The sequence below is a fragment of the Kitasatospora sp. NBC_00070 genome, from assembly GCF_045041205.1.
In the GTDB taxonomy this organism is placed as follows: domain Bacteria; phylum Actinomycetota; class Actinomycetes; order Streptomycetales; family Streptomycetaceae; genus Kitasatospora.
This window is the reverse complement of the sequence record NZ_CP108248.1, coordinates 373437-387872: the sequence shown is the minus strand read 5'-3', so window position 1 is coordinate 387872 and position 14436 is coordinate 373437. Positions and strand designations below refer to the sequence as shown.

General features: G+C 69.9%; 14 protein-coding genes. 8 read left to right on the top strand and 6 right to left on the bottom strand.

Annotation, left to right across the window (positions count from 1 at the left end; genetic code table 11):
• Window positions 1–137: 137 nt before the first annotated feature.
• Entirely contained in the window at window positions 138–857 is a 720-nt protein-coding gene (locus OHV05_RS36745) for a hypothetical protein (RefSeq protein WP_331730522.1), read from the bottom strand.
• 621 nt (window positions 858–1478) lie between these two features.
• Here OHV05_RS36745 and OHV05_RS36740 point away from each other — a divergent pair.
• The 3 genes from OHV05_RS36740 (at window position 1479) to OHV05_RS36730 (ending at window position 3882) form a co-directional block, all read left to right on the top strand.
• Window positions 1479–1787 carry a transposase gene (locus tag OHV05_RS36740; RefSeq protein ID WP_405021668.1) on the top strand — a complete coding sequence of 103 codons (309 nt, stop codon included), beginning with the start codon at window positions 1479–1481 and terminating at the stop codon, window positions 1785–1787.
• Window positions 1784–2647: an IS3 family transposase gene (locus OHV05_RS36735; protein WP_331730518.1), complete on the top strand. Its 864-nt coding sequence runs from the start codon at window positions 1784–1786 to the stop codon at window positions 2645–2647. Before OHV05_RS36740 ends, OHV05_RS36735 begins: the two co-directional genes overlap by 4 nt.
• A gap of 644 nt (window positions 2648–3291) precedes the next feature.
• Window positions 3292–3882, top strand: coding sequence for a Uma2 family endonuclease (locus tag OHV05_RS36730; protein ID WP_331730516.1), 591 nt, complete (start codon window positions 3292–3294; stop codon window positions 3880–3882).
• Between the two features lie 44 nt (window positions 3883–3926).
• Here the strand turns inward: OHV05_RS36730 and OHV05_RS36725 are convergent, their stop codons facing one another.
• Window positions 3927–4169 (bottom strand): PTS transporter subunit EIIB, encoded by a 243-nt coding sequence (locus OHV05_RS36725; RefSeq protein WP_331730513.1) that lies wholly within the window; start codon window positions 4167–4169, stop codon window positions 3927–3929.
• Between the two features lie 211 nt (window positions 4170–4380).
• On the opposite strand from OHV05_RS36725, the gene OHV05_RS36720 reads away from it, so the two are divergent.
• Window positions 4381–4818 carry a hypothetical protein gene (locus tag OHV05_RS36720; RefSeq protein WP_331730510.1) on the top strand — a complete coding sequence of 146 codons (438 nt, stop codon included), beginning with the start codon at window positions 4381–4383 and terminating at the stop codon, window positions 4816–4818.
• Between the two features lie 63 nt (window positions 4819–4881).
• On the opposite strand, the gene OHV05_RS36715 is transcribed toward OHV05_RS36720, so the two are convergent.
• Both OHV05_RS36715 and OHV05_RS36710 read right to left on the bottom strand, forming a co-directional pair.
• Entirely contained in the window at window positions 4882–6552 is a 1671-nt protein-coding gene (locus tag OHV05_RS36715) for an esterase-like activity of phytase family protein (RefSeq protein WP_331730509.1), read from the bottom strand.
• A gap of 116 nt (window positions 6553–6668) precedes the next feature.
• Window positions 6669–7655: a hypothetical protein gene (locus OHV05_RS36710; RefSeq protein ID WP_331730507.1), complete on the bottom strand. Its 987-nt coding sequence runs from the start codon at window positions 7653–7655 to the stop codon at window positions 6669–6671.
• A gap of 580 nt (window positions 7656–8235) precedes the next feature.
• Between OHV05_RS36710 and OHV05_RS36705 the strand changes: the two genes are divergently transcribed.
• Together OHV05_RS36705 and OHV05_RS36700 are read left to right on the top strand one after the other, a co-directional pair.
• Window positions 8236–8709, top strand: a complete 474-nt coding sequence (locus OHV05_RS36705) for a SitI3 family protein (RefSeq protein ID WP_405021667.1) — start codon at window positions 8236–8238, stop codon at window positions 8707–8709.
• Window positions 8710–8797: 88 nt separating this feature from the next.
• Window positions 8798–9808 (top strand): TAXI family TRAP transporter solute-binding subunit, encoded by a 1011-nt coding sequence (locus tag OHV05_RS36700; RefSeq protein ID WP_331730503.1) that lies wholly within the window; start codon window positions 8798–8800, stop codon window positions 9806–9808.
• A gap of 223 nt (window positions 9809–10031) precedes the next feature.
• Here OHV05_RS36700 and OHV05_RS36695 read toward each other — a convergent pair whose 3' ends face one another.
• Window positions 10032–11450, bottom strand: a complete 1419-nt coding sequence (locus tag OHV05_RS36695) for a HAMP domain-containing sensor histidine kinase (protein WP_331730501.1) — start codon at window positions 11448–11450, stop codon at window positions 10032–10034.
• Window positions 11451–11456: 6 nt separating this feature from the next.
• Entirely contained in the window at window positions 11457–12266 is an 810-nt protein-coding gene (locus OHV05_RS36690; RefSeq protein WP_331730500.1) for a response regulator transcription factor, read from the bottom strand.
• Window positions 12267–12649: 383 nt separating this feature from the next.
• Here OHV05_RS36690 and OHV05_RS36685 point away from each other — a divergent pair, with 383 nt between their 5' ends.
• Both OHV05_RS36685 and OHV05_RS36680 read left to right on the top strand, forming a co-directional pair.
• Entirely contained in the window at window positions 12650–13414 is a 765-nt protein-coding gene (locus tag OHV05_RS36685; protein ID WP_331730498.1) for an amino acid ABC transporter ATP-binding protein, read from the top strand.
• A gap of 109 nt (window positions 13415–13523) precedes the next feature.
• The gene (locus tag OHV05_RS36680) at window positions 13524–14417 is read left to right on the top strand and encodes a glutamate ABC transporter substrate-binding protein (RefSeq protein WP_331730497.1); all 894 of its coding nucleotides are present in this window, start codon (window positions 13524–13526) and stop codon (window positions 14415–14417) included.
• The last annotated feature ends 19 nt before the right edge of the window (window positions 14418–14436 follow it).

The following is a 14436-nucleotide window of genomic DNA, read 5'->3' as shown; positions in this document are numbered from 1 at the left end:
CTGCCGTTTCTGTGCGGGAGAGGTGCTCCGCCGAGGGGCGCGGCGGAACGGGAGCAGCGCGCAGGCGCGGTGTGGCGCAGTGACTGCCCTCGTCGGGCGGGGCGTCGTTTGCTTCGTGGCCGGCCGGACGGCGGAGGTCATGACTTCAGCCCTGATTTCATCAGGACTGCTTTCAACGCGGCTTTGAGGTCGTCCTTGAGCTGGCCTGGGGGGGTGCGGTCGCCTGCGGCGCGGAGGTCGGCGAGGGCCTTGTAGGCGGCGGCAGCGATCGCGGTGTAGACGGCGTCGATCCGGCCGGAGGCTTTGAAGTAGGCGTCTTCATCGATCCATCGGTCCGGGGAGTAGGGGTCGGGGGGGCCCTCGCAGTACAGGCGGCTGCTTTGTCGGGTGGCGGTGTGCCAGCCGTCCTGCATTTGGACGACGTCCTGAACCCAGGGCGTGCGGTCTCGTGCGCCCGTGTTCGTGGCGATGGGCGAGGGCAAGGGGCGGTCCAGCATCCCGGTCAGCCATGCCGTCGTGTCGGAATCGGCGTCGGGCTGGTCAAGTCTGTCGAGGAGTTCTTGGAGCTCGGCGGGCTGCCACCAGCCTGACGTGAGCCATGCGTGGTGCAGGCCGGAGAGCACGCGGGAGGCGTCGTTGTCGGTGGCCAGCCAGTCGGCGTTCGAGGCCTTGAGCTCTGGGACAGCAGGGTGCTTCTCGGCGAGCTTCTCGAGGAGAGTGGCTCGGCGCGTGCGACAGTCCTGCTCTTCCTCCAGGGGCTGGACGAGCAGCCGGCGGAGGTTGAGGATCATGGCGGGGGAGAGGAACTGCGTCCGCAGCTGGAGAGCGTCGTTCGTGTTCGTGCCGGGGGCGTTCATCGATCCTCCGCTGGATAGCACTGGGACGGCGGCCCTGACGTCGGAGGGCGGAGCGGACGACGGGGCGATCGGATATCAGTGTCGCGTTCGCGGGGGCGGGGTTTCAGGACGGCTGGCCCTGTGCGGGGGAACGATCTGTTGCCCTGAAGGATCGCGGGCGGGGTTCGGCCGCCGGCGAGCGCGCGGTGGTGCTGTCACGTTGTTGGGCGTGCGGTCGTCTGAGGTCAGGGTGCGGTCGGCCCGAGTGGTGGGTCTGTTCAGACTGTTGCGCGCCAGGGCTCGCGGTTATGTGGGCCCAGAGGACGTCGAGGCGGCGCCTGGCGAGGGCGAGGACCGCTTGCTTGTGGACTTCCCCTCGGCCCTCTTGGGTTCGTAGAACGCCCTGGACGTGGGGCCGCCCGGCAAATGTGGGCGGCCTCGCGGCGCCGAGGCACGCGTCCTCCTTGCCCGGCATCGGGCAGGAGGGGCCCCTTCGCCGGCTTCTCGTCGGTCGCCGATGCTCCGCATGGACTCCCTCCTCGGCACCGCCGAGGCACGCACCCCACCGCCGCTCCTGGGCTTGATCCGCTTTGACGGACACTCCTGATCAGGGGCTCTGGCCCCGGAAGGATGATGTCCATCATGGAGAGCATGGGGAAGAAGAAGCCGCGACCTCGCCGCTCGTTCACACCGGAGTTCAAGACCGAGATCGTCGAGCTGTGCCGCCGCGGCGACCGCTCGGTCGGCCAGGTGGCCAAGGACTTCGACCTGACCGAGACCGCCGTGCGCCTGTGGGTCACCCAGGCCAAGGTCGACACTGGCGAACGCGACGGTCTGACCAGCGGCGAACGCGAGGAACTGGCCGCACTACGGCGGGAGAACCGCCGCCTGCGCGAGGACGTCGACATCCTCCGCCGTGCCACAGCTTTCTTCGCGAAGGAGACCCGGTGACGGTGCACCCGTTCATCGAGGCGGAGAAGCTGAGCGGCCACAACGTCAAACGGGCGTGTGAGCTGCTCAAGGTCTCCCGTGCCGCCTTCTACGCCCGCCGCACCGCAACCCCCGGTCCCCGCGCGGTCCGCGACGCGGAGCTGACCGAGAAGATCACCGAGGTCCACGAGAAGTCGCGCGGCAGCTACGGGGCCCCGCGCGTCCATGCCGTGCTCCGGCGCGACGGTGAGCGGTGCGGCCGCCGCAGGGTCGCCAGGTTGATGCGCCGATCCGGTCTCCAGGGTCGCCACCGCAGGCGAGGCCGGCGCACCACGATTCCCGATCCGCATGCCGGCATCCGTCCGGACCTGGTCCTGCGGGACTTCCAGCCCGACCCGGGCGCCGTCGACACTCGCTGGTGCGGCGACATCACGTACATACCGACGCAGGAGGGCTGGCTCTACCTGGCCACCGTCATCGACATCGCCTCACGCCGCGTCGTCGGCTGGGCCACCGCCGACAACCTGCGGACCGAACTGGTCGCCGACGCGCTTCGCGCCGCCTGCCGAACCCGCCGCCCAGCCGGCCCGGTGGTGTTCCATTCAGATCGTGGATGCCAGGGCGAATTCGCCCTACTGGCAGGCGAGTTCGATGTCAGGTTGTCGGTGGGCCGCACCGGTCAATGCTGGGACAACGCGCTCGCCGAGTCGTTCTTCGCCACGCTGAAGCGGGAGTTGCTCGGCGACCGGCCCTGGCCGAGTCGGGCAGCGGCCCGCACCGCGATCTTCGAGTGGATCGAAGCCTGGTACAACATACGCAGGCTGCACAGCAGCCTCGGCTACCGCAGCCCTGCCGAATACGAGACCGCACTCGCGGCCTGACCACCACACCAACGGTGTCCGTCAAAGCGGAGCAAGCTCACTCCTTCATCCGCCCACCATGTGCCGGTCGGTCTTAGGGTCTGTGGTCGGACATCGGCCTTCGCGGCCACACCTTTGGAGCGTCACCGGCGGCTGGGTGGGAGCCGAGGACGGAGTTGCGCAACACGAGCTTTGTGCAGCTGTTGCTCGGCTCCGGCCTGCGCCGTTAGGAGGGCGGGCCGCTGCTCACCTTCGAGGTGCCCACGCAGCTGCTGCGTCACGGGCGGTACTGCCACGGGCAGGTCGCCGCCGCGTTGACGGGGGCGAAGGCCGGGCGGGTCTACGCCACGATGGATGCGGTCGGGCAGGTGGAGGCGTACATCGCCTCTGAGCATGCTTGGGCGATCCGGCGGGCTCAGGAAGCGGCCGCTATGAGCGGCTGCCGGAGCTGCGCACGGTCACCGCGGTGACCACGGCCCGAAAGCCAGTGGTGCCGCTGGTCAGAGGCCGCTCGCCGGACAGTCCGGGTGGCATATGACTCCGGCCGCCCGGCCGCTCCGGTGCGTCCGGGCGGGTGGTAGGTCACCTCGGGCCCGGCGCGTGGTCACGCTTCCGGCGGGGCACAGGGATGGAGGATGCAGAATCGGGCAGCGAGGAGGTAGGCCATGGATCCGGTGGTTGCGCAGGACCCGGTCGGCTACACCGACGGCGGTCCCGAGCAAGCCTTGAAGCGCGCGGTCCGGGACTACGCCACCAGCCGGGCAGAACTGGTCGAAGGGATCATCACCCTCACGTTGCCCTCCCGGGCACACCAGAAGGCAGTGAAGTTGATGCGGCGTCAGATCATGCCCTGCTTGGCCGGGCTGGGCCTGGCTCCCGGGACGGGGTACCTGGATCTGCCGGGATCGGACAACTGGTTCATGCCCGATCTGACGGTGTCCTCGGCCGGCCAGGCAGAGGAGGAGCGCACCCCGGTAACGGACCGGACGCTGCTTGTGGTCGAGGTGACGTCGTCATCGAGCGCCGAGACCGACCGGGTGGTGAAACTCCGTTGGTACGGACGGTACAAGGTGCCGCTCTACCTGTTGGTGGACCGTCAGCGGCGCTCGTGCACGGTGTTTTCGGAACCGGGCAAGCCCGGGTACGAGGCGGTGGACGGACCGCATCCGTTCGGCACGCCGATCCGGTTGCCGGCGCCGTTCGGCCTGACGCTGGACACGCGCGTCCTGCCATCCGTGAACAGGGCTGCCAGGTAGCCTCGCCCCGAGGGCGCACTGCCGCCGGATGCCGGGCGGCTGGGCTACTCGGGGAGCAGGTCCTGTATGTCCTCGGCGAGGGTCTCCGCCGTCCCGCCGACCACGACCTGGACCGAGTTTCCCGCCTGTACGACCCCGAACGCTCCTGCCTTCTTCAAGGCGGTCGCGGACACCAGACCGGGGTCCGCGACCCGGGCCCGGATTCTGGTGACGCAGCCCTCGGCTTCCTTGATGTTCCCGATTCCTCCCAGCCCGGCGATGATCTCTCCGATCTCGGCCTTCTTCATGCTTCGTCCTCCTCCGCCGGGCTGGCCAGGCGGCCTCATCGGCCGCCGGATGCTTCGGCCCCAGTGTGGCTCCGGGCCGCTCCGGCAGCCTGGCCCGGCGGATGGCTTCGGGGGGACGGATCCCTGTCCTATCAGCCGCCCGAGAGGACTCCGATCCCCTCCGCCCGGCTCCGTAGGGTCGTGACGGGAAAGAAGGACAGGAGGCCGGCTCATGACTGCGATGACGGTCAGCTGTCTGGCCGGCAGCTTCGGACAGCTCGTCATGGCCGGATGGACGGCCAGGGTCCCCGGTGCCGGTGTGCTCGCGTGCGCTCTGCTTGCCGGCTGCGGCCCACGGCCCTCCGCCCTCATGCCGTCGGTGGCGGCGGTGCTGGGGATGGACCCGACGCCTGGTGCGCTCACCAGGCGGCTTCGAGGCTCAACGTCTCTTGCCCTCGCCGGGGACGGATGGGCACACCTGTCCATGCCCGGGGGAGAGCACGTCGAATACCCGGCTTTCGATGAGTGGCAGGCCACCCTTCTGCGCGAACGGCACGCGTACCTCCACGTCTCGTACCTTCGGCTACCCGCCCACGTCGCCGTCGAGGACCACCTGCGGGAGATGACCAGAGCTGGTCAGTTCGCCACTGGGGTGGTCCCCCTGGTCTGACGGGGCCACCGCCCGCAGGCGCCGCCCGCCCGACGGAGGGTGGCGGCGGGCGATGGCCCGGTGTCAGCGGACCCGGACCGTGACGGTGGCGGTCTTGACGACGGCCGGCAGTCGGGCGGTGTCGACCTTGAGGACGCTGCCGTCGTCAGCGGCACCGTTCACGGTCTTCTGGTTGACCGTCCAGCCGCGGTGAGCCGCATCCTCGTGGGAGACGTTGACGCTGTTGATGCCGAAGTCGCTGTCGTTGGAGATGTAGAGCGTCCTGCCACCGTCCGGGGTCGCGACCCCCTCCACCTTGTCCGCCCCGAAGAACCCCCCGGTCGGGTTCAGCTGGCTGACCAACGCACCGAGGTCCAGATACACCTGCTTGTTGGCTACCTGGATGCCCTTGCCAGTGAGCGCCTGGAGCGCGGCGTTGGTCCCGGCCGGACCGACGAAGGCCTCGACCGACTTGCCGTCCACGGAGAGCCCGCTGAGGTCGGTGGCGCCGTTGACGTCGACATCGAAGAGCTGCTTGAAGGCGAACGGGCCGGGATTCCCGTCCCGTTCGTCGACGATGAACCGGGTGGCCGACAGGGCGGTGATCTCGCTGACCGCGCTCTTCGTTGTCGCAGGGTCGGTGAGAAGGTAGGCGTACTGCTTGGTCTCGTACGTCCGCAGGTCGACCGTCACGATCCGGTCGACGGCGACCTTGGCGGCCGCACCGGCCGCGAGGTCCGGCTGCTGGAGCGCCGCCTGCATCACTCCGACGAGAGTCCGGCCGTCGGGAGTGACGGTCAGTCCCTCCATGCCCTTGTTGACGGTGCGGTTGCCCAGTTCCTCCGGGAGGTGGCCGAGCACCGTGTGGAAGGCGTTGTCCGGGCTCGTGCGGTGCGGTGTCAGCCGGCCCATCTCGTAGCCGTCGCGGTCGAAGTGAGTCAGGTAGGGGCCGTACTCGTCGGACACCCAGAAGGTGCCGTCGGGCAGCGCGACCAAGCCCTCGGGGTCGTAGCCGTACGGGTCCTTCCGGACGAACTGCTCGACCGACTGGTCCAGGTTGTAGATCTGCTCGGCCGTGTCGTGCGGCGGGCGGCCGCTGTAGTTCACCCCGCCCAGGCTCCTGGGCCCCTTCAACGTGATCCTGTCGATCAGCTGCTGCTTGCCGTCCTTGAGCCGGAACCGGCCGATGGACGGGACGAAGGAGTAACTCATCGGCTCGGTCTTGTGACCGTCAGGGTGGTCGGCGTTCGGGCCACGGTCGGTAAGGCCGTAGAAATTCCCCGACCGGTCGGGGGTGGGGGTGAGGGCCGAGCCGTAAGCACCGCCGGAGATTCGTACAGTGACCGGACCGTTGTCGCGGGCCGGGTCGTACCCGGGAAGGGAGGCGACGGGCGGGAGATCCGAGGCGAAGAGCTGGACCGCGTCGGTGGCGGAGTATGTGAAGGTGTCGGTTCCCTTGAAACCGGGCTGGGGGGTGTAGGTGAACGCACCGTTCGCATCCAGGGCGAGACTGCCGTGAGCCGGCTCACCGTGCCGGACGACCGCCGTCGCGCCCCGGTCGTTCGACAGCAGTGACCCGCTCACCGCTGTACCCGACGTGCGGAACGAGTCGGCCCCGACGGTGAAGTCGTGCTCACGCTCCCCGTCCCACAGATGCCCGCGGGACGCGGCGGCGCCCGCGGTCGCAGCAGTGAGCGAGAGGGCGGCGACGACGGTGAAGAGGATGCTCTTGCGTGTCTGGAATGGAAGGATCACGGGCGGCACAGTGCCGGAGGCCGGTGAATCAAGCGTGAACCCCGCATGAAGGAGGGCCGTCGGCTGCAGCCGACGGCCCGTCAGACGACGCACCGGGCCCGGGCCCCGCCTACGTCTCAGGCCTCGCTCCGTGCGACACCCATCTTGTAGCGGCCGGTCTCCAAGCTCCAGTCCAGGCTGCCGCGCATCAGGCTCTCCAAAGCGGACGCGTACCGCAGGGCCCGGCGGTGGCTGCCCGCACGGTCTGCGGTGGAGCTGATCAGGAAGGCCTCCTTCGCCGCGGCGTAGTCCTCCAGGCGCTCGGCGATCCGCCCCAGTGCGAGGTCGAGGGCCTCGTCCAGAGGGATTCCCCTCTCCCGGGCCAGGATCATGACGAGGTTGTGCTCCGCGCCCACGGACGCCTCCTCCCCGAGCGTGAGGATGTCGTTGACCGCGCAGGTGATGTCACAGGCCGCCGCACTGAGCACAGCGTGTTCAGGGCAGGACCGCAGGCCGCTCGGCAGTTCGTAGCGGAAGTCGAGCTCCACCAGCGCGGTCAGCACCTGCCATCCCGAGGTGAGACGGCGTTTCGCCAGGTACTCCGGTTCGCTCGGGGGCCCGACTGCGTTCCGGCGGGCCAGTTCGCTCAGGATGCTGTCGGAGAACTCCGCCAGGGCCTGCTTGACCCGCCCGGTACCCGGGTGCGGCACCCGGTCCAGGTCGTAGCGGAACCGTGCGATGCACCGCAGGAGGCGGTCGACGGGAGCCGGCGCGATCGGTTCGAGGAGGATGTCGCGCACTTGGCGGGTGAAGGTCCTGGCCCCACTGGTGTCCCGGCCGGTGGGCCCGAGATCGAACCTGTCGCCGTAGAGAAAGAGCCAGAGGACCGCCTCTGAGTTGATGCGGAGGAGATCCTCGAAGGCGTCCGGGTACATGTGGCCGACCAAGAGGTCGAAGCGCGCGGACCGCCAGCTCCGGCGGGACCTCTCAGGGACGATCGTCCAGTTGCCCGTCCAGTCCTCGAGGTAACCCGGCACGGCCGAGTAATGGGTGTTCAGCCTCAGCGGGAACGGGAGCTTGAGCGGTGGTTCCATCGTCGCTGCGGATGCGGTTTCGTCAGGCATGGGGGCTCGTTCGCGGGATCACGGTCGAGGCTGCTCAGGAGCGCCGTCGGCCTCGTCGGCTCGGGGCTGTTTCTCGGGTGACGGTTCAACGAGTGACGGTGAACCCGGCCAGGACGGCCGGGCCCGGTAGCGGAGGCGGGCGGTTCGGCTTGTCCCGGCGATCCCCGATGGCTACCGGAGGGCTCGCCGGGACAAGAGGCGGCCGGACTGCTGACGATCCCCGGGGACGTCGATCGCGGCGAGGACGTACCCGAGAGGGATCGCTCCCCACGGCCTGCCCTCATCCTCCGCCGCGCACGCTCTCCCTGACGTGCCCTTCAGGGAGGCCTGACGACCAAGGGATCAGTCGGTGGGTGTACGGGGTGGACGATCACTGCGGACACCGCTCTGTCGTAATGTCAGAGACGTCGAGGTGCGGGCCCGCACGGGGTGACTCGATGGCGGCGGGGACTGGTCTCCGCGACCTGTCCGGCGCGCAGTCGTTCACCAAGAGGCGGCGCGAGCAGAATCGCCGCCTCGGGAGCACGACGCCGTGACATCGACAATGGCGACCCACGTCGCCGCAGTGAGGGACACAACCGTGAGCATCGCCCACCATCTCCATCTGGCTACGCCGGAGTCCCCGAACGAGATCGCGGGCCGAGCCTCCTCGATCCTCGGGGAGCTGACCCGGCCGGGCGGACTGACCACGGCCGACGGACTGCTCGGCGACGGCGTGCGAACGGACCGGGGGTTGTGGGTGGGAGTCGCGGCACCCGAGCCGGAGCGGTGGGACCCGGTGCTCGATCGCCTGGGGGTCGCAGCCAGTGTCAAGGTGTCCTTCCGCCCCGACAGAGAACAGGACCTGGGCCGGCAGGACGACGACATGATCACCCTCGTGGGCGCCCTGCTGGCACGGCTCGACTGTGACGCGGTGCTCCGATATCACTACGAGATCGTCCTGATGCTGCGGCGCGACGGTGAGCTGGTTCTGGACGACTACCAGTCCCGGTGGACCCCGGAGCGGCTGGCCTGTGTCAAGCAGCCCTTCACTTGGGGGTACCACCGTCTGTAGACCTGCCCTTCCGGGAAGCGGGGAGGCCCCGTTTCCGTGCCCCTCTGTCCCTCCTATTCCTGCTGTCGGCCTGGCAATATGCAGTCCCATGGCCCCCAGACTGTGTGTCCCCCTGTATGTGGTGGCCCGCAGTCGTTTCGGCCGCGCGGCCGCCGCGTTGCTGCTGGTCATCGGCGGGTTGGGCGGCTGGTGGCTGGCCGCCGCCGACCGCGCGGACTACCCGCGCGGGGAGATCGGCTTCGCCACCGGGGTCGAACGAGGCGTGTACGACCGGTACGGACAGCTGCTCCGCAGCTACCTGCACACCGCGATGCCCGGGGCCGAACTGCGGCTGGACAACTCGCAGGGTTCGATCGACAACCTGGACCGGGTCGCCTCCGGGCGGGACTCGTTCGCGATAGCCACCGCCGACGCTGTGGCCAGCTACCGGGGCGACGGCCGGGACCGGCTGCGCGGGATAGCCCGGCTGTACGACGACTACCTGCAGCTGGTGGTGCCCGCCGACTCCAAGGTGCAGCGGGCCGCCGACCTGAAGGGCCTGCGGGTCGGGGTCGGGCAGAGCCGGTCCGGGGTGCTGCTGGTGACGAAGCGCCTGCTGGCCTCGGCCGGCCTCGATCCGGAGCTGGACGTGGCCGCCGCGAACCTCGGCGTCGGTGACGCCGCCGACCAGCTGAAGAACGGTCAGCTGGACGCCTTCTTCTGGTCCGGCGGGCTGCCCACCAGCGCCCTGACCGACCTCTCGGACCAGTTCGCGATCCGGATCGTCCCGCTCGGTGACCTGGCCGAGGCGGTCGGCCGGGGCGAGGGCGGCGGTGCCGACGCCTACCGCGCCGCCACCATCCCGGCCGACGCCTACCCCAAGGCCCGGCCCACCGCGACGGCGGTGGCCACGCTGGCCGTCCCCAACCTGCTGATCACCCGCGACGACGTCGACCCGGCCCTGGTGGAGCGGATGACCCAGGCGGTCATCGACAGCAGGGACGCGATCGGCGCGGAGGTCCACGCCGCCCAGGTGGTGGACCTCCGCACCGCCGTCTACACCGACCCGCTGGCCCTGCACGAGGGCGCCCGCCGCTACTACCTCTCCGTCAAACCCTGACCCTTCGCAGGGGCCCGGGCATCTACGGTCAGGGGCTCGGGGCTCTGCTGTTGTGCGGCTCCGCCGCGTGGGCGAGGAGATCCGGCGTTCGGGTCACCGCGAAAGTGCCTGACCACCTACGCGACGATCACCTTGCAGGGGCCGGCGGCGCCCACGCGGCGGAGCCGCACAACAGCAGAGCCCCGAGCCCCTGACGCCGTAGACGGCTGCGCTCTGCGAAAAGTCAGCGTGGCCGAGGGACCGTCAGGTGGACCGAGAGGCCCGTCGGGGTGACCGGGGCGAACTCGAGGGAGCCGCCGCCGGCCAGCAGGAGGGTGCGGGCGATGGAGAGGCCGAGGCCGGAGCCGTCGACGTTCTGGTGGCGGGGGCTGCGCCAGAAGCGGTCGCCGATCCGGGCCAGTTCCTCCTCGGTGAGGCCGGGGCCGGCGTCGGAGACGGTCAGGGTGACCTCGCGCTTGCCGCGCTGGACGCCGAGCCGGACGACCTCGCCGCTCGGGGTGAACTTGAGCGCGTTGTCGAGCACCGCGTCGAGCGCGCTGCCGAACCCGATCGGATCGGCCAGCCCGACCGCGATCGCCGGGCCCTCCCAGTCGAGCCGGATGCCGCGCTGGTCGGCGACCGGCCGCCAGGCGTCGATCCGGGCCAGTGCCAGGTCGGCCAGGTCGACCCGTTCCGGCTCGGGGCGGGCGTGCTCGGCGGTGGCCAGGCCGAGCAGGTCGTCGAGCACCCGGGCCAGCCGGACCCCCTCCTCGCGGACGGCGCCGAGCTCCGCGTCGTGGCCCTCGGGGAGTTCGAGGCCGAGCAGCTCGACCCGGAGCAGTAGGGCGGCCAGCGGGTTGCGGAGCTGGTGCGAGGCGTCCGCGACGAAGGCCCGCTGCTGGTCCAGGGCGATCAGCACGTTGTCCGCCATGTCGTTGAACGACCGGGCCAGCCGTCGGAGTTCGGGCGGTCCGCTGCTGGGGGCGACGCGGGCGTTCATCCGGCCGGTGGCGATGTCGTGGGTGGCCCGGTCCAGGGTGCGGACCGGGCGCAGCACCCAGCCGGTCAGCCGCATCGAGAGCAGCACGGCCGCGATCATGGCCAGCGACTCGCCCGCGCCGACCCAGATCCAGTTGTGCAGCACCCGAGCGCGCAGTGGGCCGGTGGGGGATTCGGTGATCACCACCGCGATCACGTCGCCGTCCCGGACCACCGGGGCGGCCACGGTGAGGGTGCGGTCGGGGGTCCAGGGCCAGACTTGCGGCGGGTTGGTGCTGCGGCGGCCGTCCATCGCCTCCTGGAACGCCTGGGCGGCGGAACCGTCGGAGGGCACCTGCCAGTCCGTGGGGGCGACCGCGACCGCGCTGCCGTCCCGGTGGAAGATCCCGGCCTTGATGCCGTACAGCTCGTGGTAGCGCTGCACCTCGCCGACCAGGGCGTGCAGCCGGCCGCCGTCGCCCTGAGCGGGAGCGGGGGCGGGCTCGGCCTTGACTGCGGTCGCCTGGGTGGGCAGGCTCTGGGCGAACCGGGCGGCGTCGTCCATCCGGTCGACCACCACCTTGCTCTGCTCGGCGGCGGCCATCGCGGCCCCCAACGGCACTCCGAGGGCGGCCAGGACGGCGGTCATCAGGGAGAGCAGGATGCCGAGCAGACGGGATCGCACGGGGGATCAGCTTCCTGGAGCACAGTCGGAGCCCGTCGGCTCACTGCCCGGCGGCTCGGTGCCCGGTGTCCCGTCGTCGGCCGGTGCCCAGTCGGCTGACGACGGCCAGGCGCCTGACGGTGGCCCAGGCGTGAATCGCTCCACAGCCAGGCGGTAGCCGACCCCTCGGACGGCCTCGACCAGGCCGGGCAGCGCGAGCTTGGTGCGCAGCGAACCGATGTGCACCTCAAGAGTCCGGCCGCTTCCTTCCCAGCCGGAGCGCCAGACCTCGCTGAAGATCTGCTCCCGCCGGTAGACCACGCCGGGGCTCTGCGCGAGCAGTGCCAGCAGGTCGAACTCCTTGCGGGTGAGCGGGACGTCGCGCCCCTGCACGCTTACCCGGCGGCGTTCGCGGTCGATCACGATGCCGCGGGCCTCCAGCGGCCCGGTCTGGTTGACCGGTTCGGCGGCCAGGTGGCGGCGGGCCACCGCGTGGATCCGGGCCAGCAGCTCGCCCATGTCGTAGGGCTTGGTGACGTAGTCGTCGGCACCGAGGTTGAGGCCGTGGATGCGGCTCCTGATGTCGGCCCGCGCGGTCACCATGATCACCGGGATGCCGCTGTGCGCGCGGATCCGGCTGAACACCTCGAAGCCGTCCCGGTCGGGCAGGCCGAGGTCGAGCAGCACCACCCGGTACGGGTCGCTGCCGTCCGGCACCAGCGCGTCCAGCGCCTCGTGCCCGCTGCGGGCGTGCCTGACCTGGAAGCCGTGCCGGCCGAGTACCGCGACCAGCGCGGCGGCCACCCGTTCGTCGTCCTCGACGAGCAGCAGTCGCATCCTGGTCCTCCCTCAGATCTAGGGCTTGGGGGTGTCCTGCTGGTGGTGGTCGAGTCGCCCTATCTGCGGAGTATCGTCCGGCCTTCCTGCTCTGTCACCGCCCGCCCGGGCAGGCGTCCGGGCGGGCTTGGGACGTGGCCGGATCGTGATGCTCAAGTTCCACTCAGATCCGCTGACGCCGCATTGGTGGTGACCTATCGTCGGCACAACCGGACGGGTTGATTCCACTCTCCTGATGTCAACCCGCCTGGTACCAACCCCACTTGGTGTCCGCCCGCTTGGTACGCACCCCCTGGGATATTCCCAGGTACCAAGCGCCGCGGACCCGCGCTCCACCCGCGAGGAGGCTCCTCCGGGTCAGCCCACGAGGGAGCCCAGACTCGATGATCGAGAACCTCAGTGACTCCACCGCCGCTTCGCTGGTGGTGCTGAGCGGTGTGAACAAGCATTTCGGTGCCCTGCACGTGCTCCAGGACATCGACCTGGAGATCCACGAGGGCGAGGTCGTGGTCCTGATCGGCCCGTCCGGCTCCGGCAAGTCGACGCTGTGCCGGACCATCAACCGGCTGGAGACCATCGACTCGGGCGCGATCACGATCGACGGCCGCCCGCTGCCCGCCGAGGGCAAGCAGCTGGCGAAGCTGCGGGCCGAGGTCGGCATGGTGTTCCAGAGCTTCAACCTCTTCGCGCACAAGACCGTGCTGGAGAACGTGGTGCTCGGCCAGGTGAAGGTGCGCAAGGTCGCCCGCGCCGAGGCCGAGAAGACCGCGCACACCCTGCTGGAGCGGGTCGGGCTGGCCGCGCACGCGGCCAAGTACCCGGCCCAGCTCTCCGGCGGCCAGCAGCAGCGGGTGGCGATCGCCCGCGCGCTGGCGATGAACCCGAAGGTGATGCTCTTCGACGAGCCCACCTCGGCGCTCGACCCGGAGATGATCAACGAGGTGCTGGAGGTCATGCGCAGCCTGGCCGCCGAGGGGATGACCATGGTCGTGGTCACCCACGAGATGGGCTTCGCCCGCTCCGCCGCCAACCGCGTGCTCTTCATGGCCGACGGCCGGATCGTCGAGGAGAACACCCCCGAGGCGTTCTTCACCGCGCCCCGCAGCGACCGTGCCAAGGACTTCCTTTCGAAGATCCTGCACCACTGAGCCTCTGGTCTCTCGACAGCCCCTGTCGCCTGACCAGTGTGAGTCCCTTTCATGCTCCCAACTTCCCGGCCCCGGTCGTCCCGTGGCCACGACCGAGGAGATCCCCACCATGAAGACCCGTCCCGTCATTGCCGCAACCCTGTCCGTGCTCGCCCTGACCGCCGTCGCGGCCTGTGGCAAGGAGGCCGCCCCGGTCGCCGACACCGGTGTCGCACTCCCGACCTACACGGTGAAGACCGACGCCAAGGTGGAGGGCTCGAAGACCCTCGAGGCGGCCAAGAAGCGCGGCAAGCTGATCGTCGGCGCCAAGGCCGACCAGCCGTTCCTGGGCTTCGAGAACGTCACCACCAGCACCCGCGAGGGCTTCGACATCGAGATCGCCAAGATGATCGCGGCCGACCTCGGCTTCGGCCCGGACAAGATCGAGTTCAAGACGATCGTCTCGGCCAACCGCGAGACCGCGATCATGGGCGGTCAGATCGACTACTACGTCGGCACCTACACCATCAACGACACCCGCAAGCAGAAGGTCTCCTTCGCCGGCCCGTACTACGTGGCCGGCCAGGACCTGCTGGTGCTCAAGGACAAGGCCGAGTACACCGGCCCCGAGTCGGTCAAGGGCAAGAAGGTCTGCTCCGCGACCGGTTCCACCTCGGTGAAGAAGATCGAGGAGTACGCGCCGGTCATGCCGGTCACCCAGTACGACACCTACGCCCAGTGCGTGGACAAGCTGCTCACCGGCGAGATCGACGCGGTCACCACCGACGACGCGATCCTCAAGGGCTTCGCCGCGAAGAACGCCGGCAAGCTCAAGGTGGTCGGCAAGACCTTCTCCAAGGAGCCCTACGGCATCGGCCTCGCCAAGGACGACGCGGCCTTCCAGACCGCCGTCGCCGCCGCGCTGAAGGCGCACGAGGACAACGGTGACTGGAAGAAGGCGTACGACGCCACCCTCGGTCTCTCGGGCGCTGCGGCTCCGGAGATCCCGGCCCTGACCAACTGACCCGTCCAGTAACCAAGCA